Source organism: Sphingobium sp. RSMS, assembly GCF_005406185.4.
Classification (GTDB): domain Bacteria; phylum Pseudomonadota; class Alphaproteobacteria; order Sphingomonadales; family Sphingomonadaceae; genus Sphingobium; species Sphingobium fuliginis.
The window spans coordinates 2,309,264-2,333,004 of the sequence record NZ_CM191257.1 but is presented as its reverse complement, the minus strand read 5'-3'; the positions used below and the strand labels follow the sequence as shown (position 1 = coordinate 2,333,004).

The window sequence follows — 23,741 nt, the reverse complement described above, 5'->3', positions numbered from 1 at the left end:
CTGCACGGAAATGCCCTATATTGCCCCTTCGATGCCAGGACTCAGGACACGCATGAAATCCAATTTCTTCCGGGGCGCCGTCGCCCTTGGCGCGCTCGCGCTCATCCCTGCCACCACCGCGGCGCTCGCAGATGGGGAGGCAAGCAGCTACAAGGCGCTCGACGAGTTCATGGACGTGTTCCAGAAGGTCCGCAGCGACTATGTCGAGAAGGTCGACGACGAAAAGCTGATCAAGGGCGCCATCGACGGCATGCTCGCCAGCCTGGACCCGCATTCGAGCTTCCTCGACGCCCGCGATTTCCAGAATCTCCGCACCCAGACGGAGGGCAGCTATGGCGGCCTCGGCCTTTCCGTCACGCAGGAGGACGGCGCGGTGAAGGTGATCGCGCCGACGCAGGATACCCCGGCCTGGCGCGCGGGGATCAAGGCGGGCGACTATATCACCCATCTCGACGGGCAGCTCATCTATGGCGGCACGCTGGACGAGGCGGTCGACAAGATGCGCGGCGCGCCGGGCACGCAGATCAAGCTGACCATCGTCCGCCCCGGCCGCGACAAGCCGATCGACCTCACCCTGACGCGTGAGATCATCCAGTTGAAGCCGGTGAAGTGGGAGGTGAAGAACGGCATTGGCGTCATCAACATCGTCAGCTTCTCGGCCAATACCGGCGCCGACGTGCGCCAGGCGATCCGCAGCATCGACAAGTCGCTGGGCCGCAAGCCCACCGGCTATATCCTCGACCTGCGGTCCAACCCGGGCGGGCTGCTGGACGAAGCCGTGTCGGTCAGCGACACCTTCCTGGAGCGCGGCGAGATCGTGTCGCAGCGCGGCCGCAACAAGGGCGATGTCGAGCGCTATTATGCCAAGCCCGGCGACGATGCGAGGGGCCTGCCGGTGATCGTGCTGGTGGACGCGGGCTCCGCCTCCGCATCGGAAATCGTCGCGGGCGCGCTGCAGGACCAGCATCGCGCGCTGGTGATGGGGGAACGCAGCTTCGGCAAGGGCAGCGTCCAGACCATGCTGCCGCTCAGCAACACCACGGCGCTCAAGCTGACGACGGCGCGCTATTACACGCCGTCGGGCCGCTCCGTGCAGGAAGGCGGGATCGAACCCGATGTCAGGGTGCCGCAGCTTAGCGACCCCGATTACAAGAATCGTCCGAAATTCCGGGAAAGCGACCTGCGCCGGCACCTGATCAACGAGATCAAGACCGACAATGCGGCGCTGGAAGAGGACAGCAAGGACGATCCCCGCTTCGCCGCCACGGCAGAGGAGCTGAAGAAGAAGGGGATCGAGGATTTCCAGCTCGACTATGCGCTGAAGACCATAGCGCGTCTGGCGGCAAAGCCGGGCGGGGCGGTGGCTCAGGCCGCTCCCGTCCGCAAGCCGGCGACGCATTGATCGTTGCGGATCGACGTGCCGCGCCCGGCCGGCGGGACCGGTTCGGGACTTGCCGGATTGCGTTGGACGGGAAGCGGACACCCGCTTTATCCCTCTCCCTTGAGGAAGAGGGCTGCGCAGACTTGGCAGCTCGCTGCCTGGTCGCAGCTCGGTGAGGGGATCGCGCGGCCCTCAGGCCGGCTCCCTTCACCCCGCAAGTTCAGCATGACGAAAGCCACGTGACGGTTTAAGCGAGCGACATGAAATCTTTGCCCCTCGCCCGCGCCCTGGCGCTGATCGTCCCGCTGGTCATGCTGGGCGGCGCCTATGCCTTCCAGTTCCTCGGTGGCCTGCACCCGTGCGAAATGTGCTGGTGGCAGCGTTATGCGCATATGGCGGCCATTCCGCTGGCGCTGATCGCCTATGCGCTGCGCGGCAAGGCCTGCGTGAGCGCGCTGTTCACCGGACTCGCCGGCCTTGCCATTGGCCTCAGTGGCGGCATCGGCCTGTTCCATGCGGGCGTCGAATATGGCTGGTGGCAGGGGCTCACCGCCTGCTCGACCAGCCCGGCCGGCGGCAATCCGGCGGACATCCTCAACCAGATCATGGCGACGCCGATCACCCGCTGCGACGTCGCGCCGTGGAGCCTGTTCGGCATTTCGATGGCGGGCTATAACGGCCTCTTGTCGGCGGCGGCGGCGCTCCTCATCTTGGTGCTGCTGCTCAGGAAAGGGAGCAAGGCATGAGCGCAAAAGATTCTCAGCGTCCCGATTTCCCCCGGCCCGGCCGCCGGGTGACGGACGCCCAGCGCGCCTCCATGCTGCGCGTTGACCAGGCGGGAGAGTTCGGTGCGACCCGCATCTATGCCGGGCAGCTTGCCGTCATGGGCGACCGCCATCCTGATTCCCGCGTCATCGCCGGCATGGCGGCGCAGGAGGAACGGCACCGCAAGCATTTCGACGCGATGATCGCCCGCCGGGGCGTGCGTCCGACGGCGCTGCAGCCGATCTGGAACGTGGCGGGTTTCGCCCTGGGCGCGGTGACGGCGGCGATCGGGCCGCGCGCCGCCATGGCGTGCACCGCCGCGATCGAGACCGAAATCGACCGGCACTATGCCGAGCAGCTCGAGCAATTGGGTCAGGACGATCCGGAACTCTCCACCGTCATCGCGGATTTTCAGGCGGAGGAAGTGGAGCATCGCGACGCCGCCATCGCCCATGGCGCGGAGGAAGCTCCGGTCTATCCCTTATTGTCGGGCGTCATCAGATTGGGCTGTCGTGCCGCCATCGCCCTTTCCAAGCATATCTAAGGCGAAGCGTATCTGAGGAGAAGCATGATGAAGACCCGCCTGATCGCCGCCATGCTTGCGCTGGGCGCTGCCTTCCCGGCCATGGCGCAACAGGGGCCCAGCGTTCCGCAGGACCAGCCCACCGCCGCGCAGGCGGGGTCGGAACGCGTCAATCTGGTCATCGTCTATGGCGACGATCCCTGCCCGCAGAGCCAGGGCAGCGACATCGTCGTCTGCGCCCGCAAGGGCGAGGAGGAGCGCTACCGCATTCCCGAGCCGTTGCGCGGCGATCCGAACCAGCCCAGCCATCAGGCATGGGGCGAACGGGTGAAGTCGATGGAATATGTCGGACGCAGCGGCACCGAAAGCTGCTCGCCGGTGGGCGGCGGCGGGGCCACCGGCTGCTTCGCGCAACTGGCGCGCCTTGCCAAGGCGGAGCGCCAGGCCGCGGACAATGCAAGCTGGAAGGATCTGGTCGAGGCGGAACGGACCCGGCGCCTTTCCACCATCGACGCGGAAAGCAAGGCGATCGAGGCGCAGGCCGTGGCGGAGGAAAAGGCCCGGGCCGCCCAGCAACAGCAGCCGGCTCCGGCGCAGGGACCGCAACCGGGAACGCCGCCGCAGCAGTGACGGCATTTGCCGCGGCGCGGCGTCTGGAAGAAGGCTGCCGGAAACCGGGCAATCCGGCCGGCGGGACAGGGGACGAACAAGGATTATGGATCGATGCGTCTCCTCACTGCCCTTTCCTTCGCCGCCGTCGCGCTGGCTCCCCTGACTTTCGGCGGCGCGGCCCATGCCGAGCCGCCGCAGAAAATCTTCAACCTGGTCGTCTATGGCGACGATCCTTGCCCAAAGGGCGAGGGCGACGAGATCATCGTCTGCGCCCGCAAGCCCGAATCCGAACGCTATCGCATTCCCAAGAAGTTGCGCGAAAAGCCTGAACCGGCGGGCGGCCCCGGCTGGGGTAGCCAGGTCGCGACCATGGAGCAGGTCCAGCGGCAGACCCTGCCGGGCAGTTGCTCCGCCATTGGCAGCAATGGCTTCACCGGCTGCACCGCCAAGGCGCTGGAGCAATGGTTCGCGGAGCGGCGGATGCAGGAGTCCAGGGGCGAGCCTTGAGCGGCGCGCCATCGCTAGGCGGCGTGGATAAATTCGAGACTCGCCGGACTGAGTGATTTGGGTGGATTGCGGACATTCCCCCTCCCGCAGGCGGGAGGGGGTTAGGGGGTGGGCTGGCGCGGCATCTGCGCTGTTTTGCAACGGCTAAGTCAGAAGCTCGCTGCGCTCGCGCCCACCCCTAACCCCTCCCGCCTGCGGGAGGGGAATGTCTTGGATTGGCCATTTCCCGACATTCCCAATTTGTCCACGCGGTCCAAAAGCCGGACGGCCTTCGCCTATTTGAAGCTCGCGATGCATTCGATCTCCAGCGGCGCGCCCATCGCCAGCCCGTCCGCGCCGAACGCGCTTCGGGCGGGCAGCCGCTTGCCCTGGAAATAGCTGACATAGGTGCCGTTGAATCGTGGCCAATCCGCCATGTCGTCCAGCATCACCGTGCATTTGACGACATGGCCGAAGTCGAGGCCATTGTCCTTCAGGATCTTGCCGATGGAATCCATGGAATTGCGGACCGCGGCATCGAAGCCCTCCTTATGGGGGTCCATGCCATCCGGCACCCGGCCGATCTGGCCGGAAAGATACAGGGTATCGCCTGCCCGCACGGCAGGGGAGAAGGGAGGCTGCTGCGCGGCCAGCGGCGTGGCGCCAACAGCCAGGACCAGGGCGAACCATTTCTTCATATGCCTATTTCCCCGATGCAAAAAGGCCGGTCCTTTGGCGGACCGGCCCTTCCTTCGTGACGCGTCAGAATTTGAAGTCGAGCCGGGCGTAATAATAGCCGCCCGACGTGCTGTAGGGTCCGTGGCCATAATAGCTGTTATAGGCCCCGGCGCCGTTGATATAGGGCGAGACGCCAGCGCCCGGCGTGACGCCTTGCATCAGCGCGGGCACTTCCGGCCGCTTGTTGAACAGGTTGTTCGCACCCACAGAGAAGGTGACGGCATCGGTGAAGTCGTAGCTTGCCTCCAGATCGGTAAGCGCGGTCGCCTTGACCACGCCGTTGAAGTAGAGCTGGTTGGCGTTCACCCCGTTCACGATGGCGCCGTCCGCGATCAGGAAGCCGCCATTCGGGATGAAGCCAGCGGACGGCGTGAAGGCCGGGCGGACAAGCACGCTGGTCTTGCCGTAAAAGGTCTCACGCAGGTTGAGCGCGAACTTCCCGCTCTTGAACAATGCGCCGGCCACGATCTTGTAGTCGGGGTTGGAACGCTCGATGTTGCTTTCCGACGCCGCGTTGAAGATGGGGTAGCCGACCTTGTTGTCGGTGATCTTCGTCTTGTTGTAATTCGCCGTCAGCGACAGGTTCAGCGTGCCGAAGTCCAGCGCGACGGGGTAGGCGGCCGAGAAATCGATGCCCCAGGTGCGGGTGTCGATGCCGTTGGTGAAGCTCGACACGCCGATGGTGCCGTTGGTGAACAGGGCGCTGTCCAGGACGATGCCGGCGGCGTTCAGCGCGTTCAGGATGTCGGCGCCGCCCGGCTGCGGCACGCCGTTCAGGACGGCGTTGCGGGCCGCCGTGCCGGTGATGCGGTCCTTGATCTTGATGATATAGCCGTCGACCGTGATGGCCAGCTTCGGCACCGGCCGCAGCACGACGCCGGCCGAGAAGTTCTTCGACTTTTCAGGCTTCAGCGAGTTGAAGCCCAGCAGCGCGGCGGCAGGCGTGCCGGCGGGAAGCTGCGCGACGGCGCTGGTCGGACCGACGTTGATGGTCGAATATTTCTGTTCCGCCAGCGTCGGCGCGCGGAAGCCGGTGCTGACCGTGCCGCGAATCGCGAAGGCGGGGCTGAAGTCGTAGCGCGTGGTGATCTTGCCGATGGTGGTGTCGCCGAAGTCGGTATAATCCTCGTAACGGCCGGCAAGGTCGACGGACCAGTTTTCAACCGGCTCCGCGATCAGGTTGATGTAGCCCGCGCGCGAACTGCGGCGGAACTTGCCCGCGTCGGTCGCCTTGTATCCGGGGAAGGACTGAACGCCCGTCTTGTAGGTCGAATAATAATCGCCCGCGACGATCTCATAGGTGTCGCGGCGATATTCGCCGCCGAACGCCAGGGTCAGCGGCCCCGCCATGCCGGCGTCGAATTCCTTGCGGATGTCGGCGGTGACGGTGGTCTGGCTCAGGCGGAAGCCGCCGTCATAGGCCTTGTCCACCGTATTGGGCCTGCCGATGCCCTGCAGGGAGGCGGCATAGCTTTCCTGCCAGACTTCGCGATGGGCCGACGCTTCGGTCCAGATGTCGTCCTTCTGATAGCCGTAGGTCGTGCTGATGTCGTAATTCCAGTCGCCGCCGAAATCGCCCTTGGCGCCGACCGTGAAGCTATATTCATCCTCGATCACATGCTGGAGCGGCACCATGCCCCAGGTGCCGGTGTCGCCATAGCAGATATTGGGATTATATGCCGCGGGCGTGATGCTGCCGCCCAGATTGCCGGTTTCGTAGCAGATGCGCTTGGGATGGCGGTAGCCCTGCTTGGCATAGCCGATGCGGCGGGCATAATCGCCGAAGCTGTAGAGTTCGATGCCGCCGAAATCATAGCCCATATTGTAGAAGGCTTCGGTCAGATAGGTCTTGGGCTGGCCGCCGTTGATGCCCGACAGCGCGTCGCCCGCCAGGTTCGACCATTGGGCGGGCGTGTTGGGCTGAAGCGTGCCGTCCGGCCTGGTGATCTGGACCTGCCCGGTGCCCACCGTGGTGTAATCCTGGCGGCGGTGGAACAGGCTCAGGTTGAAGAAGCCGTCCTCGCCCAGCTTGAAGCCCATATTGCCGGAGGCGGAGAACAATTCGCCTTCGCTGTCATAATATTGGCCGCCCGTGACCTTGAAGCTGCCGCCTTCGTTATTGTCCTTCAGGATGAAGTTGATGACGCCCGCGATGGCGTCCGTGCCATAGACGGCGGCCGCGCCTTCCTGGAACACTTCGACGCGGGCGATGGCGTCCGGCGGGATCAGGTCGATGCTGGGCGCCGCCGAACCCTGGAACGCGCCGGAAATCACCTGGAGGATGCCGTTGCCGTGGCGGCGCTTGCCGTTGACCAGCACCAGCGTGTGGTTGGGGCTGAGGCCGCGCAGACGGGCGGAGAGCGAGAAGCTGGAAAGGTCGGTGCCCTGCGTCTGGGCGGTGAAGCTCGGGACGATCTGGGTCAGGACCTGGTTGAGGTTCGGCTGGCCGACATGGCTGATCGCCTCCTGGCTCAGCACCTGGATCGGCGCGGCGCTTTCGGCCGCCTGCATGCCGACGGCGCGGGTGCCGGTAACGATGATGGCGGCGCCATCATCGGCTTGCGCGGTCTGCGCCTCCTGCGCCATCGCACAGGCCGACCAGGACGAGGCCAGCACCAATGAAAGGCGAAGAGCGGATAATCTTGTCATCTATGCCCCCTGTTTTGCATTTATCCATGACAGGGGGATCAACGAACTTTTAGGATGAAACCTCTACCGCATCGCACAAAAAATAGAAAAATTAAATATTTCTTCTTTATTTCTAGGAGGAAAATCAGACCAGATTGCGACGCCATGAGGCAGAATGGCAATTGATTAGGGTGCATGTGGCGCGCCGCATTTTGCAAGCAGCGCATATGGCGGATTTTTGACGGAAGTTCGTTTCAGGAAAACCTTGCCCCTGTTCGTCATGCCGAACCTATCGACATGAAGAGTGGAGAGGGGGAGCAGGGGATCAGCTCGCCATCGCCGCTTCGATCAGCGCGCGGCCTTCCCTGCTGGCCCAATCCATCGCGCCGACCACCCGGACCATTTCCTTGCCCTGCGCATCATAGATGACGGTCGTCGGCAGCATGCCGGTGTTGTAGTGGAAGCCGAACTGGTTTTCCGGGTCGATCCAGCCCTTCAGATGGGGCAGGGGATGTTTCTCGAAGAAGGGCTTGATCACCGTCTCCCCCTGGCTGTCCTGGGAGATGGTGAGGACGGCGAGCCCCTTCCTGCCATAATCCGCCGCCACGGCATCCAGCGTCGGCATTTCCGCCACGCAGGGCGCGCACCAGGTCGCCCAGAGGTTGACCAGCACCGGCTTGCCCGCGAAATCCTTGAGGCTGGCATCGCTGCCGTCCGGATTCTGGAAGGTGAAATCGGGGGCAGCGGTTCCGGCCTTCGACCTGTCGAGCGTGTAGCTGAACGCGCCTTTCCCGCTTTGCGCCGGTCCCGTCGCCTCGCCGCTGGTGGCGTTCGGGCCTTGCCCGGCGGCCGGGGATTGCTTATCGCACGCGCCAAGGCCGGCCAGCAGGAGCAGTGTCATTACGCAGCGTAAGGATGATCGCACGGGGAAAAGCTCCAACAGCATGTGGGGCGGACGCTTCGCGGCCGGTCCGGCTTCGGTCATGCGGGAGATAAATGCGTCGATCCCGTTCGACAAGCGCCTGTGGAAGCAGGACATCGCCGGGTCCAAGGCCCATGTCGCGATGCTCGCCAAACAGGGCATCGTCGACGGAGAGGACGCGCAGGCGATCACCGAGGGGCTGAACCGCATCGCCGCCGAATATGAAGCCGACGGCGTGCCGGTCGATCTGGACCTGGAAGACATCCACATGGTCACGGAGTCGCGGCTGGCCGAATTGATCGGTCCGGCGGCGGGACGGCTGCACACGGCGCGCTCGCGCAACGATCAGGTGGCGACCGATTTCCGCCTCTGGGTGCGCGACGCCATCGATGAGGTGGAGGCGGGCCTGCAGGGCCTGTCCGCCATGCTGCTCACCCGCGCAGAGGAGCATGCCGATGCGGTGATGCCCGGCTTCACCCATCTCCAGTCCGCGCAGCCGGTGACGCTCGGTCATCACCTGATGGCCTATCATGAGATGGTCCGCCGCGACCGCAGCCGCTTCGCCGACGCCCGCGCCCGCCTCAACGAGTGCCCGCTGGGCGCGGCGGCGCTGGCCGGGACCGGCTTCCCCATCGACCGCCACGCCACGGCGGCGGCGCTCGGTTTCGCCAAGCCGACCGACAACAGCCTCGACAGCGTGTCGGACCGCGACTTCGCGCTCGACTATCTGATGGCGGCGACCCAGTGCAGCCTGCACCTCTCGCGGCTGGCCGAGGAATTCATCATCTGGGCTAGCCAGCCCTTCGGCTTCGTGAAATTGCCCGACGCCTATTCGACCGGCAGCTCGATCATGCCGCAGAAGCGCAATCCCGACGCCGCCGAACTGGTGCGCGGCCATGCCGGGCGGATCATGGGCTGCATGAATGCGCTCTGCGTCACGATGAAGGGCCTGCCGCTCGCTTATTCGAAGGACATGCAGGACGACAAGCCGCCGGTGTTCGAGGCGCATGACCTGCTGGGCCTGTCCATCGCGGCGATGACCGGCATGATCGAGACGGTGACGTTCCGCACCGACCGGATGCGCGGCCTGGCGGAAAGCGGCTTCGCGACCGCCACCGACCTCGCCGACTGGCTGGTGCGGGAGGGCGACATTCCCTTCCGCGAGGCGCATCATATCACGGGCCGCGCGGTCGCGGCGGCGGAGGCGGCGGGCGTGCAGCTTGCCGATCTGCCGCTGGAAACGCTCAAGGCCATTGATGCGCGGATCGATGAGCGTATCTATGCGGTGCTGACGGTCGACGCCTCGGTCGCCAGCCGCAGGAGCCATGGCGGCACCGCGCCCGATCAGGTGCGTGCGCGGATCGCTGAGGCCCGGAACGACGCGAAAGGGCAGAAGAAGTGATGACGGCACGGATCGCCAAAGGGGTTGCGCTGGCGGCGCTTGCGCTGGCCTTGGCGTCCTGCGGCGGTCGCCAGCCGCTGAAGCCGGTGCAGGGGCAGCGCCTGCCCGCCGTGCCGGTGGGGGCGGCGACGGCGCCCACCGCAGCGCAGCTCACCACGCCCACGATCCAGGCGCGGCCGGAACGGAATGTCGAACTGCTGACCCAATCGAAGGTGCGTGGCGACGACCCGTTCGACCTGCCGCCCGAAAGCGACCCCCGCTGATTTTTGGCGATAAGATTTCTAGGATAGACTGACTTGGACCATTTTACCTATGTCGACGGCGCGATGCTGGTGGAGCAGGTGCCGATGGCGGAGATCGCCGCGCAGGTCGGCACGCCCGTCTACATCTATTCGACCGCGACCCTGACCCGCCATGTCGGCGTGTTCCGCGAAGGACTGTCGCAGCTTGATGATCCGCTGATCGCCTTCGCGGTGAAGGCCAATCCCAACGCCGCCGTGCTGGCGACGCTGGCGAAGCTGGGCCTCGGCGCCGACGTCGTGTCGGTGGGCGAATTGCTGCGCGCCATGGCGGCGGGCATTCCGGCGGACCGCATCGTCTTTTCGGGCGTCGGCAAGACGGCCGACGAAATGCGCATCGCGCTGGAAAAGGGCATCTACCAGTTCAATCTGGAAAGTGAGCCCGAAGCGGAAATGCTCTCCGAAGTGGCCCTGTCGATGGGGAAGAGGGCGCCGGTCGCCTATCGCATCAACCCCGATGTCGACGCGGGAACCCATGCCAAGATCTCGACCGGCAAGTCGGAAAACAAGTTCGGCATCCCCTATGACCGGGCGCTGGCCAGCTATGCCGCGGCGCGCGGCCTCCCCGGCCTCGACGTGCAGGGCGTGGCGGTGCATATCGGCAGCCAGCTCACCGATCTCGCGCCCCTGGAAGCCGCCTTCGCCAAGGTCGGCGCGCTGATCGAAAGGCTGCGCGGCGAAGGCCATGACATCCGCACCGCCGATCTCGGCGGCGGGCTGGGCGTGCCCTATGATCCCTCGCAGCCGCTGCCGCCCAGCCCCGCCGACTATGGCGCGATGGTGACGAAGGTGACGCAGGGCTGGAACGTCCGCCTGATGTTCGAGCCGGGCCGCCTGATCGTCGGCAATGCGGGCGTGCTGCTGTCGCAGGTGGTGCGGGTGAAGCAGGGCGCGCAGGCCCCCTTCGTGATCGTCGACGCGGCGATGAACGACCTGCTGCGGCCCAGCCTCTACGACGCCTGGCACGACATCCGCGCCGTGCAACCGAAGGGCGAGCGCGCCGCCGCCAATGTGGTGGGCCCGGTGTGCGAGACGGGCGACACCTTCGCCATGCACCGCGACATGGATGTGGTGGGGGCGGGCGATCTGGTCGCCTTCATGACCGCCGGGGCCTATGGGGCGACCATGGCGAGCACCTATAACAGCCGCGCGCTGACGCCCGAAGTGCTGGTGTCGGGCGACAAATGGGCCGTTGTCCGCGCCCGTCCGCCGGTCGAGGCGCTGATCGAGGGGGACAGCATTCCGGCCTGGGTAGCGTCGAAGGATGTGCAGGACTGATGCACAGCCTGCCCGTTTTCCTGCGGTTGCAAGGGCGGGCCGTCATCCTGACCGGCGAAGGGGAGGCGGCGGACGCCAAGCGGCGCCTGCTCGAACGGGCGGGCGCGCGGATCGTGGGCGAGGCGGCTGAGGCCACGCTCGCCATCGTCTCGGATGGCGATGCGGCGACCGTGCAGCGGCTCCGGGCCCGGGGCATATTGGTGAACGCGACCGACAGGCCGGAACTTTGCGACTTCACCCTGCCCGCCATTGTCGACCGGGAGCCGGTGCTGATCGCCATCGGCACGGGCGGCGCTTCGGCGGGTCTCGCCAAGGCGCTCAGGCAACGCATCGAAGCTTTGCTGCCGGCCCGTCTGGGGCTGCTGGCGACGGCGCTTCACGATGCGCGCGCCGCGATCCGCCAGCGCTGGCCCGATGCCGCGGCAAGGCGGCGGGCGATCGACGCCGGCCTTGCCGTGCGCGGGCTGATCGATCCGCTGTCCGACAAAGCCGTGGACGCCGTGCCGCACTGGCTTTCCGAAGGGGGCGGGCTCTGGACCGGGGCCGACAGGCTGGAAAACATCCGCCTGCTGTCGGGCGATCCCGACGATCTCAGCCTGCGCGCCGCCCGCCTGCTGGGCGAGGCGGATCGCGTCTATCACGCGCCGGACGTGCCTGCCGCGATACTGGACAGGGCGCGGGCCGATGCCGTGCGCATCCTGGCAGACGCGCCGCCCGACGATCCGGGGGCAGGCCTGTCGCTCTGGATGGAGATGACGCCATAAGCCGGGTCTTCCTCTTCGACGGCGCTCGGGCGCAGGAAATCTCGCTCGACGATTTCTGCGCGCGGACGCAGGACGCGCCGTTCAGTTGGGTCCATGCCGATGGCTGGAAGGAGGATGCCCGCCACGTCGCGTCCCGCTGCGACCATATGCCCGAAGCGGCGCTGTCCGCGCTGCTGGCGCAGGAGACCCGGCCGCGCTGCACGCTGATGGCCCATGGCGCGCTGGTGAACCTGCGCGGGCTTGGCGCGGCGGATGACGATGGAGGCGACCCGCTGGTGTCGATCCGCCTCTGGGCCGAAGAGGCGCGGGTCATTTCCGTCAGCTATCGGCCGCTCGCGGCGATGGAGCCCGTCATGCAGCAGATGCTGCGGGGTCTGATCCGCGATCCGGGCGACCTGATCGCCGCCTTCGCGCAGCAGATCACCGAAGCGCTCGACCCGGAAGTCGCCGAACTGGGCGACGGCCTGGACGAGATCGAAAGCGCGCTGACCGAACATGGCCCGGCGGAGGCGCGGCGGCGCGTGTCGGAAATCCGCGCGACGGCGATCGGCTATCGCCGCTTCATCGCGCCGCAGCGGCAGGCATTGGAAAGACTGTCCGCCGCCGATGCGTCATGGCTGGAACCCGACGACCGGTTGCACCTCCAGGAAGCGGCGGACCGCTGCGCCCGCATGGCGGAGGAGCTGGAAGCGGTGCGCGAACGGTCGGCGCTCGCCCATGAAGAACTGACCGACCTGCGCGCGGAGCAGATGAACCGGCAGGCGCTGATCATCTCGGTCGTGGCGCTGGTGTTCCTGCCGCTGACCTTCCTGACCGGGCTGCTGGGGATGAATGTGGACGGCATACCCTATGCCCATGAACCCTGGGCCTTTTGGGGCGTGGTCGGTGTGTGCATGGCCATGGCGGCCGGCATTGCCGGCTGGTTCGCGGCGACGCAGTGGCTGAAGTGATTCCGGCCCGTCATTCCGGCCTGCGCCGGGATGACAGCCTCAGGCCCTAGTTCCGCGCCGCGTTGAGCCGGGCGATCTCGTCATGCAGCGCCTGGATCGATGACACCAGCCGCGCCCGGTCCGCCTGCATCTCCGCCAGCGCATCGCGCGTTTCGCCCAGTTCCAGCGCGCGGCGGGCGATCCGCGCGTCCAGTTCCGCATTATGCCGCGCCAGCGCACCGACCTGCTCCGCCCTTGCGCACAAATGGCGAAGCCGCGCATCCAGCAGGTCGAAATCGAAGGGCTTCACCACATGGTCGTCGGCCCCCGCATCCAGCGCGTCGACCGCGGACACCCTGTCGTTCCGCCCGCCGATCATGACGAAACAGGCATTTTCGGCCAGTCCCGCCGCGCGGATCTTCCGCATCGTCGTCAGGCCGGGCAGCAGCGCCAGTCCCATGTCGATCAGGATGATGTCCACCGGCCGCGTGACCAGCATGTTGATCGCGGTGAAGCCGCTTTCCGCCAGCGCGACGTCATAGCCCAGATGCGACAGCCGCCGGGCCACGACGGCGCGGGACGTGGCGTCTTCATCGACCAGCAGAAGGCGCAATCGCCGGGGCGCGTGTCCGCCGTCCGGACCCTGCGCCTGTTGCGGCCTGCTGATGCTGTCGCGTTTCCAGAATTGCATGACGTCCCACCTCTTGCCACCGCGCAGCATAGGATCGGCGGGCAAAGAAATGGTTAACGCGGCTCCGGCGCATAGGCGCGCAGGAAACAGTCCAGCCCATTGTCGACATCGGCCTCGATCTGCTCTGCCGTCGCCCGCTCGATCTGTCCCCAGACCAGCGACTGGTGACAGCCCGTAAGCATCAGCATCGTGAAGGTGCGCGCCGCCAGTTCGGGGTCTGCCCGGCGCAAAAGCCCGCGATCCATCGCCCTTTCCAGGAATTCGGCCACCAATCGCCGGGTATTGCCCGGTGCATGTTGGTAGAAGATCGCCCCCATTTCGGGAAAGCGGCCCGCTTCCGACGCCACCAGCCTGTATAGCGCGACGCTTTCGGGCGATGTGATCTTCGTCAGCAGGTTGACGCCCAGGGTCCGCAACGTGCCTGCAAGGTCGCCGTCGGGATCGAGGATTTCAGCGAGGCGCGATCGATAAGCGGTGGTCGCGTCGTCCAGAACGGCGGCGAACAGCTCTTCCTTGGACGGGAAATAGCTCCACAGGGTGCCCTTCGATCCGCCCAGCGCCGCGGCGATCCCCGACATGGTCGTCGCGGCATAGCCCTTTTCCATGAAGGAACGCGACGCGACCTTCAATATGGTCTTGCGCCGGTCGCGGCGCCGCGCTTCGCGGCGGCTGATCGGGGGAATGGGCTCCGTCATGAAATCGTACCATATAGTACGCTATTTTGGTTGACAAGGATTCGCATCAGGCGCAAAGGCTCATTTCATACTATTTGGTACGGTTTTATGCCCGTGAGTCGCCTTCCAAATCCCTTTCCCCCTTCCGCTCGCGCCGGGCTTCTTGCCGGGGGCGTGGCCCTGCTGTCCGCCTGTGCGGCGGTGCCCGACCTTGGCCCCCAGCCGGTCGTGCGCGCGCCCGCCAGCATCGCGGCGGATCGCAGCCTTCAGGCCGACGGTTCCGCGCAATGGCCGTCCGAAGGCTGGTGGAAGGGCTATGGCGATCCGCAACTGGACGCGCTGATCGAGGAAGGGCTGAAGGGTTCGCCGGACGTCAGCGCCGCCGCCGCCCGCTTCGCCCAGGCCAATGCCGCCGCGCAGCAGGCGGGCGCGCCGTTGCTGCCTTCGGTCGATCTGGACGCCAGCAGCGGCGTCACCAAATCCAGCTATAATATGGGGATGCCCAAGGAATTCGTTCCCAAGGGCTGGCTGGGTACCGGCCGGGTGGCGCTGGATTTCGGCTTCGACCTCGATCTGTGGGGCAGGAACCGGGCGGCGCTGGCGGCGGCGACTTCGGAAGCCCGCGCGGCGGAGATCGATGCGCGGCAGGCCCGGCTGGCGCTGGCGGCCGGCGTGGCCGATGCCTATGCCGATCTCGCCCGGCTCTATGACGAGCGTGACATTCAGGCCCGCGCGCTGGAAATCCGCACCGCCAGCCAGAAGCTGGTGGCGGACCGCCGCGCCAACGGGCTGGAAACGCGCGGCAGCGAGCGGCAGGCCGACGCCACCCTATTCTCCGCCAAGGCGCAGCTCGCCGCCGCCGACCAGGCGATTGCGGTCCGCCAGCATCAGATCGCCGCATTGATCGGCGCCGGACCCGACCGGGGTCTCGCCATTGCAAGGCCCCGGCTCGGCAGCCCCGGTCCGCTCGGCCTGCCGGCGGACGTCACCACCAATCTGGTCGCCCGCCGCCCCGATGTCGCCGCGGCGCTCGCCCGGACCGAAGCGGCGGCCAAGCGGATCAAGGTGGCGCGGGCCGACTTCTTTCCGGCCATTCGCCTGAGCGCGCTGATCGGCGTGCAATCGCTCGGCTATCAGACCGTGCTCCAGAACGGCGCCTTCTCCGGCGGATCGAGCTCCTTCGCGGACACGCTGTTCAAGAAGGATTCGCTGTTCGGCAATGCGGGGCCGGCGGTCAGCCTGCCGATCTTCCATGGCGGCGCGCTCAGCGGCCAGTATCGCGGCGTCCGCGCCGCCTATGAAGAGGCGGTGGCCAGCTATGACCGGACCGTCCTCGGCGCCTATCAGCAGGTGGCCGACGCCGTGACCGGACGGCGGACGCTGGACCAGCGGCTGACCGATGCCCGCGCGGCGCTGATCGCGTCGGAGGAAGCCTATGACATCGCCCGCCAGCGCTATGAAGGCGGGCTCAACACCTATCTCGACGTGCTGAACGTGGAGGACCAGCTTCTGGCCGCCCGCCAGACCGTCGCGGAGCTGGAGGCCAGCGCCTTCACGCTCGACATCGCCCTCGTCCGCGCGCTGGGCGGCGGCTTTGCCGCCAGCGATGCGCAGAACCCGCTCCAGTTGCCCAAGGATACGCCCCATGGCTGACGCCAAGCCCGAATTCACGTCCGAAGCGAGCAAGGCCGACGATGCGGCCGATGCCGCCGCCCGGCGCATGGAAACCCGCAGGAAATGGCTCGTGCGGCTGGCGCTGGTCATATTGGTCGTCGGCGCGGCCTATGCCCTCTGGTACCTGCTGGTCGGCCGCAACCATGTCAGCACCGACAATGCCTATGTGAATGCGGAAGTGGCGCAGGTGACGCCGCTCATTTCCGCCCAGGCGGTCGAAGTGCTGGTGACGGATACCCAGGCGGTCAAGCGCGGCGACATATTGGTGAAGCTCGACCCCACCAACGCCCGCATCGCCGTGGCGCAGGCGGAGGCCGACCTTGCCGAAGCCCGCCGCCGCTTCCGCCAGACCCTCGCGACCAGCGGCTCGCTGGCGGCGCAGGTGGAGGCGCGCGGCGCCGACATCAACCAGGCGCGGGCCCAGCTCGCGACGGCGCAGGCCGATTTCGACAAGGCGCGCATCGACCTCCGTCGGCGGGAGGCGCTGGCCCCCAACGGCGCCGTCTCGGGCGAGGAACTGACCAGCGCGCGCAAGGCCTATGCCGCGGCGCAGGCGGCGCTCGACCTGGCGAAGGCCGGGGTGGCGACGGCCGAGGCTACACGCGGCGCGGCCAGCGGCCAGCTTGCCGCCAATGACGCGCTGGTGCGCGGGTCGACCGTCGACACCGATCCCGCCGTGCTGGCCGCGAAGGCGAAGCTGGACAATGCCCGGCTCGACCTTGACCGCTCCATCATCCGCGCCCCGATCGACGGCGTCGTGACCCGGCGGTCGGTGCAGGTCGGCCAGCGCGTCGCGCAGGGCAGCCCGATCATGAGCATCGTGCCGCTCGCCCAGGTCTATGTCGACGCCAATTTCAAGGAACGCCAGCTCGGCCGGGTGAAGGTCGGCATGCCCGCCACGGTCACTTCGGACCTTTATGGCGGCGACGTCGTCTATCATGGCAGGGTGATCGGCTTCGCCGGCGGCACCGGCGCGTCGATGGCGCTGATCCCGGCGCAGAACGCCACCGGCAACTGGATCAAGGTGGTGCAGCGCCTGCCCGTGCGCATCGCGCTCGATCCCAGGGAACTGGCCGAACATCCCCTGCGCATCGGGCTTTCCATGGAAGCCGAAATCGACCTTTCGGGCGAATAGGGAGGCCCGTGGTGAGCCGCCCGGCCGAAACCTTCACGCTCCTGTCGCCCCGTCATCGCCTGCTGGCGGGGCTGACGCTGGCGCTCAGCAATTTCATGGTCGTGCTCGACCTTACCATCGCCAATGTCTCGGTGCCGCATATCGCGGGCAATCTGGGCATTTCCGCCGATCAGGGCACCTGGATCATCACCAGCTACGCCGTGGCGGAGGCGATCTGCGTGCCGCTGACCGGCTGGCTGGCGCAGCGCTTCGGCGCCGTGCGGCTGTTCACCTTCGGCATGCTGGGCTTCGGCCTGTTCTCCCTGCTGTGCGGCCTGTCCATGACGCTGGGCATGATCGTCGTCTGCCGCATCGGCCAGGGCCTGTGCGGCGGGCCGCTGATGCCGATGTCGCAGACCCTGCTGATGCGCATCTTCCCGCCGGAACAGCGCGGGCGCGTCATGGGGCTGTGGGCGATGACGACGCTGCTTGGCCCCGCGCTCGGTCCCATCGTCGGCGGCTATATCAGCGACAACTGGAGCTGGCACTGGATCTTCTTCATCAACCTGCCCATCGCGGCCCTGTGCGTCTTTGCCGCCATGGTGCTGCTGCCCCCGGTGGAGACGGATCGGATGAAGCTGCCCATCGACTATATCGGCCTTGCGCTGCTCATCTTCTGGATCGGCTGCCTTCAGATCATGCTGGACATCGGGCGCGACCATGACTGGTTCGGCGATCCGCTGATCGTCGCGCTGGCGGTGCTGGCGGCCATCGGCTTCTGCGTCTTCCTGATCTGGGAACTGACCGAGGAACATCCCATCGTCGACCTGCGCGTGTTCCGCCATATCGGCTTCACCTCCGGGGTGTTCACGCTCGCGCTCTGCTTCGGCGCCTATTTCGCGGGTATCGTCGTCATCCCGCAATGGCTGCAGATTTCGATGGGCTATACCGCCGCCTGGGCGGGGCTGGCGACGGCGTTCACGGCGATGACCGCCATGCTCGTGGCGCCCATTGTCGGGCGGCTGGTGAGCAAGGTCGACGTGCGCCTGATGATTTCGACCGGCGTCGCCTGGATCGGGCTGATGACGCTTTGGCGGGCGCACTGGACCACCGATGCGGATTTCTGGACGATCTCCCTTCCGCAACTGGCCCAGGGTTTCGGCATGCCCCTGTTCATGATCCCGCTGACGACGCTGACCCTGGGGTCGGTCCGGCCGGAGGAAACCGCCTCTGCGGCGGGCATGCAGAATTTCCTGCGCACGCTGGCCATCGCCATTTCCACGTCGATCGTGCTGACCGGCTGGGGGAACGGGCAGCGGGTGTGGCGCAATGAGGTGGTCGGGACGCTGCATGGCGACGCGACCATGGCCGACCTGGCCAGCCGCGGCTTCACGCAGGAACAGGCGCGGCAGACGGTGGGCAATCTGGTCGACGCCCAGTCGCAGGTGGTGTCGATGAACCATGTCTTCTTCATCGCCGCGCTGGTGCTGTTCCTGGCCGCCGCCGTGGTGTGGCTTGCTCCCCGCCCCACCGGCAATGTCGATCGTTCGGCGGCGCACTGACCGGCGCGCCTATTCCAGGCTGACCTCCCGGCCGATGCCGACCGCTTCCAGAAAGGCGGCGTCATGGCTGATCACGATCAACGCGCCGTCGAAGGCGGCAAGCCCCTGCTCGATGGCCGCGACGGAATCGAGATCGAGATGATTGGTCGGCTCGTCCAGCATCAGCAGCGGCGGCAATGTGTCGCCGCCAAGCACGCAGGCGAGCCCGGCGCGCAACAACTGCCCGCCGCTGAGCGTCCCCACCCTCTGCAGCGCCAGATCGGCGCGGAACCGGAACCGCGCCAATGCCGCGCGCACGGCATTTTCGGTGGCGCGGGGGTGCAGCCGGGCGAAATTGGCGGCAATGCTGGCCCGCGGGTCGAGCAGGCCGACGCTCTGGTCCAGCAGCGCGCAATCGACCGATAGCTGCACCGTGCCGGACAGCGGCGGGATCAGACCGGCGATCAGCTTCAGCAGCGTCGATTTGCCCGCGCCATTGGGCCCGGTGACGGCAATCCGCTCCGGCCCGTCGATCCGCAGGCTGAAGTCGCGCAGCACCGGCGCATCGGCGCGATAGCCCGCCGACACCCTGTCGATCCGCACGATCTGCCGGTCCGCCTGCAATCCGGTCGAGGGCAGGGCGACGGTCAGGCTTTCGACGATCTCGATCCGGCTGCGCGCCGCCTGCGCCGCCTCCTCCGCCTCCCGGCGCAGGCGGTCGGCCAATCGCGCGGCATCGCCGCCGGACCCCTCCGCCCGGTTCTTCCGCATGCCGATCAGGATGCGCGGCATGTCGCCCTTCGCACCCTTGCGCGCTCCGGCGGCGTCCCGGCGCTGCTTGCGCTCGGCTGCGATCTGCGTCCGGCGGGCGATGTCCGTCATGCGCCGTTCGGCCTGTTCCAGTTGCTGGCCCGCCGCGGCGAGTTCGACCGCCTTGCGCTCGCGATAGGCGGTCCAGTTGCCGCCATAGCGCTGGATGCCAAGGCTCGTCAGTTCCGCAATCGCCTCCATCTGCTCCAGCAGCGCGCGGTCGTGGCTGACGACGATCGCGCCGGCCTTCCATCGCGAAAGCAGGTCGGACAGGGCAGCGCGCCCCTCGGCATCCAGATTGTTGGTCGGCTCGTCCAGCAACAGGAAGTCGGGCCGGGCAAAGGCCGCTCCGGCCAGCGCGGCGCGGCTGCGCTGGCCGCCGGACAAGGCCAGCAATGGCGTGTCGGGATCGGCCGCCAGCCCGACGGAGGCCAGCGCTTCCTCGATCCGGCCGGGCAGCGTCCAGTCGCAGGCCTCCAGCTCCGCCATATCGACCTCGCCCCGCTCCGCCTTGCCGAGCAGGGCCAGCGCCTCCCGCGCGCCGAACAGGTCGGCAATGCGTTCCTCCGGGTCGACCTGAACGGTCTGGCGCAGCGTCGCGATGCCGCCGTCGATGCGGATCGTGCCGCTGGCGGGCGCGCGTTGCCCGGCGATCAGGGCGAGCAAGGTCGACTTGCCGACGCCATTGCGTCCGACAAGGCCGAGTCGTTCGGCGGTGAAACGAAAATCGAGCCCGGAAAGGACGGCCGTGCCGTCAGGCGCGGACCAGCCGAGCTGGGAAATGACGATGGAGGGCATGGACGGCGACTTTCCTGAGGGCAGAGCGATTGGGCTTTGCGATCAGATAGTTGTCCATGACGTCATCCTCCGGGAAACGGGACCGGGCATACAGCGGCGCGCCATCCTTGGCAATTGTCGTCGGTCGCGCCCGATTGACGCGGCGCAACATCGCGGCCACTGAGTGGCGAAAAAGGCTTGGGGTCTCATGCGAATCGTCATCATCGACGACAGCGGCCTGCGCGCGACGGTTCTGGAGGAAGGGCTGCGCGAGGCGGGCTATGACGATATTCATATCGTCCCCCCGCGCGGCGGATTCGTCGCGCGGCTGGAACGCATGGCCCCGGACGTCGTGCTGATGGACCTGGGCAGCCCCAGCCGCGATACGCTGGAGGAGATGCTGACGGTCAGCCGGGCGCTCGCCCGTCCCATCGCCATGTTCGTCGACCAGTCCGACGAGGCGATGATCGGCGCGGCCATCGACGCGGGCGTATCCGCCTATGTCGTCGACGGGCTGCGGAAGGAGAGGGTGAAGCCGGTGCTGGAACTGGCGGTGCGTCGCTTCAACGCCTTCGCGAAATTGCAGTCCGAACTGGACGAGGCGCGCACCGCGCTGTCCGACCGCAGGATCGTCGATCGCGCCAAGTCCATCCTGATGAGCCAGCGCGGCCTTTCGGAGCCGGACGCCTATGCGCTGCTGCGGTCGAGCGCGATGAATCAGGGAAAGAAGATCGTGGACGTCGCCCAGGCCCTCATCACCGCCAGCGACCTGTTGGGAGGGATGTGATGACGACCGAACTGCGCATCGCCTTCCTGCCGCTGACCGACGCCGCCGTATTGGCGGTGGCGCGGGAAAGGGGCTTCGCGGAGGAGGAGGGGCTGCATCTCGACCTCGTCCGCACGACAAGCTGGGCGACGTTGCGCGACCGGCTGGTGTTCGGCCAGGTGCAGGCCGCCCATATGCTGGCGCCGCTCGCCGTCGCCGTGACCCTGGGGTTGAGCCAGCAGGCCGCGCCGCTTGCCGCCCCCTACAAGCTCAACGTCAACGGCAACATGCTGGTGATGGCGAGCGCGTTCGCGCAGGCGCTCGACCCGGACATAGCGGCGCGGCTGGACGATCCGCTGGGCACCGCGCATGATTTCGCGGCGGCCATCGGCCTCTGGAAGCGCAAGCCGGTGATCGGCGTCGTCCATCGCTTTTCCAGCCATTCCGTCATGCTGCGCTACTGGCTGGCGAGCGCGGGGGTTGATCCGGATCGCGACGTCATCCTGCGCGTGCTTCCCCCCTCGCTGACGGTGGAGGCGATCGGGGCGGGGGAGATTGACGGCTTCATCGCGGGCGAACCCTGGGGCAGCGCGGCCGTGGATGCCGGGCTGGCCGAAGCCGTGGCCATTGGCGAGCGCATCTGGCGGCGCGGGGTGGAGAAGGTGCTGGCTTTCCGCACGCCCTGGCTGGAGGAGAATCCCGACAGCGTCGACCGGCTGCTGCGGGCGCTGGTGCGGGCGGCGGGCTGGTGCGACGACCCGGAAAATCAGGAGGCGCTGGCGCATCTTCTCTCGCGCCCCCAATATGTGGACCAGCCTGCGGAGGTGATCCTGCGCGCGCTGTCGGGCAGGATCGTGCCCCGCATCGACATGGCGCCGCTCTCCATGCCCGATTTCATGCTCTTCTCGCGGGAGGCGACGCCCTTTCCGTGGCGCAGCCAGGCGCTGTGGATCTATTCGCAGCTCGTCCGCTGGAAGATGGTGGACCATAGCGCGGACAATGCCGCCCGGGCCGCGTCGGTGTTCCGGCCGGACATCTTCCGCCGGGCGCTGGCGGACAGCGACGTCGCGATGCCGGGCGCCAGCATGAAGGTGGAAGGGGCGGTGGCCTCTCCGCTCGCGGTGGGATCGAAACGGGGCGAACTGACGCTGGGGCCGGACCGTTTCTTCGACGGCCGGATATTCGATCCGGAGCGGATCGAGGATTTCCTCGCCAGCTTCTGAAAACCCACCCTCGCGCTCGCCAATTTGTGCCTTGCAACATGGATCGAATCGCGAGATAAGATGAGAGTCGCGCGACGAGGCGCGTTTTCCGGGATGAGCCCTTCCCAAGGTCGGGATCGCGTTCTCCCTCCGATCATACAGCAAAGCCGCTGGCCGGATTTCGCAGGAGCGAGGTCCGGAAGCGGCTTTTTTCGTGCCCATTTCACAAGATTCGAGGGACGTCATCATGGCAACTGCATATTGGGAGCGTCCGGAGGACCAGGCTCCGGGGGTTGAAGGAGAAGCCGGCCAGACCAGTTTCTGGAAGGCCGGGCACACGCCCACGCTCATCGCCGCTTTCCTCTATTTCGACCTTGCCTTCATGGTGTGGGTGCTGCTGGGGCCGCTGGCGCCCTCCATCTCCAAAAGCCTGGGCCTGACGCCGGCCGAAAAGGGGCTGATGGTCGCCGTCCCGACTTTGGCGGGCGCCGTGCTGCGGGTCGTCAACGGCCTGCTGGTCGATCGGATCGGCTGCAAGCAGGCGGGGGCGATCAGTCAGGCGATCGTCATCCTCGGCCTCTTCACGGCATGGCTTCTCGGCGTCGACAGCTTCGGCGGCACGCTGGCGCTGGGCGTGATCCTGGGCTTTGCCGGGGCCAGCTTCGCGATCGCGCTGCCGCTCGCCAGCCGCTGGTATCCCGCCGAACATCAGGGCAAGGCGATGGGCCTTGCCGGCATGGGCAATTCCGGCACGGTGCTGGCGTCGCTGTTCGCGCCGATGCTGGCCAGGCTGTTCGGCTGGAACGCGGTGCTGGGCCTTGCCTGCATTCCGCTGACCATCGTCTTCATCCTCTATATGGTCATGGCCCGCAACGCGCCCGATGCGCCCGCGCCCAAGCGGCTGGTCGATTATTTCCATCCGCTGAAAAGCGCCGACGCCTGGTGGCTGATGGGCTTCTACTCGGTGACCTTCGGCGGTTTCGTGGGACTGGCCGCCTCGCTGCCGATCTACTTCACCGATCAATTTGGCCTTACCCCGGTGGTCGCGGGCTATTGCACCGCCGGCTGCGTCTTCGCCGGGTCGCTGGTGCGCCCGATGGGCGGCGCGCTGGCCGACCGGATCGGCGGCGTCAAGGCGCTGATGATGGTCTATATCGCTGCCGCGCTGGCTCTGGCGGGCGTCGCCTATGCGCCGACGCTGCTCTCCGCCCTGGGCTTCTTCGTCGCCGCGATGCTGGCGCTGGGCGTCGGCAACGGCGCGGTCTTCCAGCTCGTGCCGCAGCGCTTTCAGGCGGAAATCGGCGTCATGACCGGGCTGGTCGGCATGGCGGGCGGCATTGGCGGCTTCTATCTCGCCTCGTCGCTGGGCATCGCCAGGCAGTTCACCGGCAGCTTCGCGCCCGGCTTCCTGATCTTCGCGGGCCTTGCGCTGGCCGCCTTCCTCGGCATCACGCTGGTCCGCGCCCGCTGGCGCGCGACCTGGACCGGCGCGGCGCGCATCTGATCGGCTTACGGCAAGGAGAGGGAGGCGGCGGCCCACGACAGGCCGCCGCCCTTTTCGCGCCTGCGGCAAAGTGCAGGGGCGCCGCAACAAAAATACATCGTGCTGCGAGGAATCGCTTGACCCGAATCGTCAAGAGCATATGCTGCAATGCAAGGGACAGGGTTGTCCTTCTTCCATAGCCGCGGTGGTCCACAGACGGACGATCAAGGCGCTTATGATGGCAAGGCCGCCATCCAGACTTCCGGTTTCAGGACCGGGGGT

At 67.0% G+C, this 23,741-nt stretch carries 22 protein-coding genes; 16 read left to right on the top strand and 6 right to left on the bottom strand.

Annotation, left to right across the window (positions count from 1 at the left end; translation table 11 throughout):
* The first annotated feature begins 52 nt into the window (after positions 1 to 52).
* From EGM87_RS11215 to EGM87_RS11195, 5 genes are all read left to right on the top strand, one after another.
* A complete protein-coding gene (locus EGM87_RS11215) occupies positions 53 to 1,402 on the top strand; it encodes a S41 family peptidase (protein WP_025548614.1) in 1,350 nt (449 codons plus the stop codon).
* Between the two features lie 239 nt (positions 1,403 to 1,641).
* Positions 1,642 to 2,127: a disulfide bond formation protein B gene (locus tag EGM87_RS11210; RefSeq protein ID WP_044660181.1), complete on the top strand. Its 486-nt coding sequence runs from the start codon at positions 1,642 to 1,644 to the stop codon at positions 2,125 to 2,127.
* Positions 2,124 to 2,690 carry a demethoxyubiquinone hydroxylase family protein gene (locus EGM87_RS11205; protein WP_044660180.1) on the top strand — a complete coding sequence of 189 codons (567 nt, stop codon included), beginning with the start codon at positions 2,124 to 2,126 and terminating at the stop codon, positions 2,688 to 2,690. The genes EGM87_RS11210 and EGM87_RS11205 overlap by 4 nt, the downstream gene beginning before the upstream one ends.
* Before the next feature lie 24 nt (positions 2,691 to 2,714).
* Positions 2,715 to 3,299, top strand: a complete 585-nt coding sequence (locus EGM87_RS11200; RefSeq protein ID WP_044660179.1) for a hypothetical protein — start codon at positions 2,715 to 2,717, stop codon at positions 3,297 to 3,299.
* Positions 3,300 to 3,392: 93 nt separating this feature from the next.
* Positions 3,393 to 3,788 (top strand): hypothetical protein, encoded by a 396-nt coding sequence (locus tag EGM87_RS11195; protein WP_044662772.1) that lies wholly within the window; start codon positions 3,393 to 3,395, stop codon positions 3,786 to 3,788.
* 275 nt (positions 3,789 to 4,063) lie between these two features.
* Here EGM87_RS11195 and EGM87_RS11190 read toward each other — a convergent pair whose 3' ends face one another.
* From EGM87_RS11190 to EGM87_RS11180, 3 genes are all read right to left on the bottom strand, one after another.
* Positions 4,064 to 4,465, bottom strand: a complete 402-nt coding sequence (locus EGM87_RS11190; RefSeq protein ID WP_025547061.1) for a RidA family protein — start codon at positions 4,463 to 4,465, stop codon at positions 4,064 to 4,066.
* Between the two features lie 64 nt (positions 4,466 to 4,529).
* Entirely contained in the window at positions 4,530 to 7,154 is a 2,625-nt protein-coding gene (locus EGM87_RS11185; RefSeq protein ID WP_044660178.1) for a TonB-dependent receptor plug domain-containing protein, read from the bottom strand.
* A 304-nt stretch (positions 7,155 to 7,458) separates the two neighbouring features.
* Positions 7,459 to 8,034, bottom strand: coding sequence for a TlpA family protein disulfide reductase (locus EGM87_RS11180; RefSeq protein WP_044660177.1), 576 nt, complete (start codon positions 8,032 to 8,034; stop codon positions 7,459 to 7,461).
* A gap of 43 nt (positions 8,035 to 8,077) precedes the next feature.
* On the opposite strand from EGM87_RS11180, the gene argH reads away from it, so the two are divergent.
* The 5 genes from argH to EGM87_RS11155 are packed head-to-tail and all read left to right on the top strand — an operon-like array spanning position 8,078 to position 12,748.
* Entirely contained in the window at positions 8,078 to 9,457 is a 1,380-nt protein-coding gene (argH, locus tag EGM87_RS11175; RefSeq protein WP_044660176.1) for an argininosuccinate lyase, read from the top strand.
* Positions 9,457 to 9,720: a hypothetical protein gene (locus EGM87_RS11170; protein WP_025547053.1), complete on the top strand. Its 264-nt coding sequence runs from the start codon at positions 9,457 to 9,459 to the stop codon at positions 9,718 to 9,720. The genes argH and EGM87_RS11170 overlap by 1 nt, the downstream gene beginning before the upstream one ends.
* Before the next feature lie 33 nt (positions 9,721 to 9,753).
* Positions 9,754 to 11,034 carry a diaminopimelate decarboxylase gene (gene lysA / locus EGM87_RS11165; RefSeq protein ID WP_044660175.1) on the top strand — a complete coding sequence of 427 codons (1,281 nt, stop codon included), beginning with the start codon at positions 9,754 to 9,756 and terminating at the stop codon, positions 11,032 to 11,034.
* Complete coding sequence (locus EGM87_RS11160) at positions 11,034 to 11,798, top strand: precorrin-2 dehydrogenase/sirohydrochlorin ferrochelatase family protein (protein ID WP_044660174.1); 765 nt, start codon at positions 11,034 to 11,036, stop codon at positions 11,796 to 11,798. Before lysA ends, EGM87_RS11160 begins: the two co-directional genes overlap by 1 nt.
* The gene (locus EGM87_RS11155; protein ID WP_044662771.1) at positions 11,795 to 12,748 is read left to right on the top strand and encodes a zinc transporter ZntB; all 954 of its coding nucleotides are present in this window, start codon (positions 11,795 to 11,797) and stop codon (positions 12,746 to 12,748) included. The genes EGM87_RS11160 and EGM87_RS11155 overlap by 4 nt, the downstream gene beginning before the upstream one ends.
* A gap of 46 nt (positions 12,749 to 12,794) precedes the next feature.
* Here the strand turns inward: EGM87_RS11155 and EGM87_RS11150 are convergent, their stop codons facing one another.
* Positions 12,795 to 13,418 carry a response regulator transcription factor gene (locus EGM87_RS11150; RefSeq protein WP_044660173.1) on the bottom strand — a complete coding sequence of 208 codons (624 nt, stop codon included), beginning with the start codon at positions 13,416 to 13,418 and terminating at the stop codon, positions 12,795 to 12,797.
* Between the two features lie 53 nt (positions 13,419 to 13,471).
* Positions 13,472 to 14,113 (bottom strand): TetR/AcrR family transcriptional regulator, encoded by a 642-nt coding sequence (locus tag EGM87_RS11145; RefSeq protein WP_025547049.1) that lies wholly within the window; start codon positions 14,111 to 14,113, stop codon positions 13,472 to 13,474.
* 87 nt (positions 14,114 to 14,200) lie between these two features.
* Between EGM87_RS11145 and EGM87_RS11140 the strand changes: the two genes are divergently transcribed.
* Genes EGM87_RS11140 through EGM87_RS11130 form a run of 3 tightly spaced genes read left to right on the top strand, consistent with a single transcriptional unit; the run spans position 14,201 to position 18,442 of the window.
* A complete protein-coding gene (locus EGM87_RS11140) occupies positions 14,201 to 15,745 on the top strand; it encodes an efflux transporter outer membrane subunit (RefSeq protein ID WP_044660172.1) in 1,545 nt (514 codons plus the stop codon).
* Positions 15,738 to 16,901, top strand: a complete 1,164-nt coding sequence (locus EGM87_RS11135) for an EmrA/EmrK family multidrug efflux transporter periplasmic adaptor subunit (RefSeq protein WP_044660171.1) — start codon at positions 15,738 to 15,740, stop codon at positions 16,899 to 16,901. The genes EGM87_RS11140 and EGM87_RS11135 overlap by 8 nt, the downstream gene beginning before the upstream one ends.
* 11 nt (positions 16,902 to 16,912) lie before the next feature.
* Positions 16,913 to 18,442, top strand: a complete 1,530-nt coding sequence (locus EGM87_RS11130) for a DHA2 family efflux MFS transporter permease subunit (RefSeq protein ID WP_025547043.1) — start codon at positions 16,913 to 16,915, stop codon at positions 18,440 to 18,442.
* Positions 18,443 to 18,451: 9 nt separating this feature from the next.
* On the opposite strand, the gene EGM87_RS11125 is transcribed toward EGM87_RS11130, so the two are convergent.
* A complete protein-coding gene (locus tag EGM87_RS11125) occupies positions 18,452 to 20,029 on the bottom strand; it encodes an ABC-F family ATP-binding cassette domain-containing protein (protein WP_044660170.1) in 1,578 nt (525 codons plus the stop codon).
* A gap of 187 nt (positions 20,030 to 20,216) precedes the next feature.
* On the opposite strand from EGM87_RS11125, the gene EGM87_RS11120 reads away from it, so the two are divergent.
* From EGM87_RS11120 to EGM87_RS11110, 3 genes are all read left to right on the top strand, one after another.
* A complete protein-coding gene (locus EGM87_RS11120) occupies positions 20,217 to 20,795 on the top strand; it encodes an ANTAR domain-containing response regulator (RefSeq protein WP_025547041.1) in 579 nt (192 codons plus the stop codon).
* Positions 20,795 to 21,997, top strand: coding sequence for an ABC transporter substrate-binding protein (locus tag EGM87_RS11115; protein ID WP_044660169.1), 1,203 nt, complete (start codon positions 20,795 to 20,797; stop codon positions 21,995 to 21,997). The genes EGM87_RS11120 and EGM87_RS11115 overlap by 1 nt, the downstream gene beginning before the upstream one ends.
* 226 nt (positions 21,998 to 22,223) lie before the next feature.
* Entirely contained in the window at positions 22,224 to 23,480 is a 1,257-nt protein-coding gene (locus EGM87_RS11110) for a nitrate/nitrite transporter (RefSeq protein ID WP_025547037.1), read from the top strand.
* Positions 23,481 to 23,741: the final 261 nt, after the last annotated feature.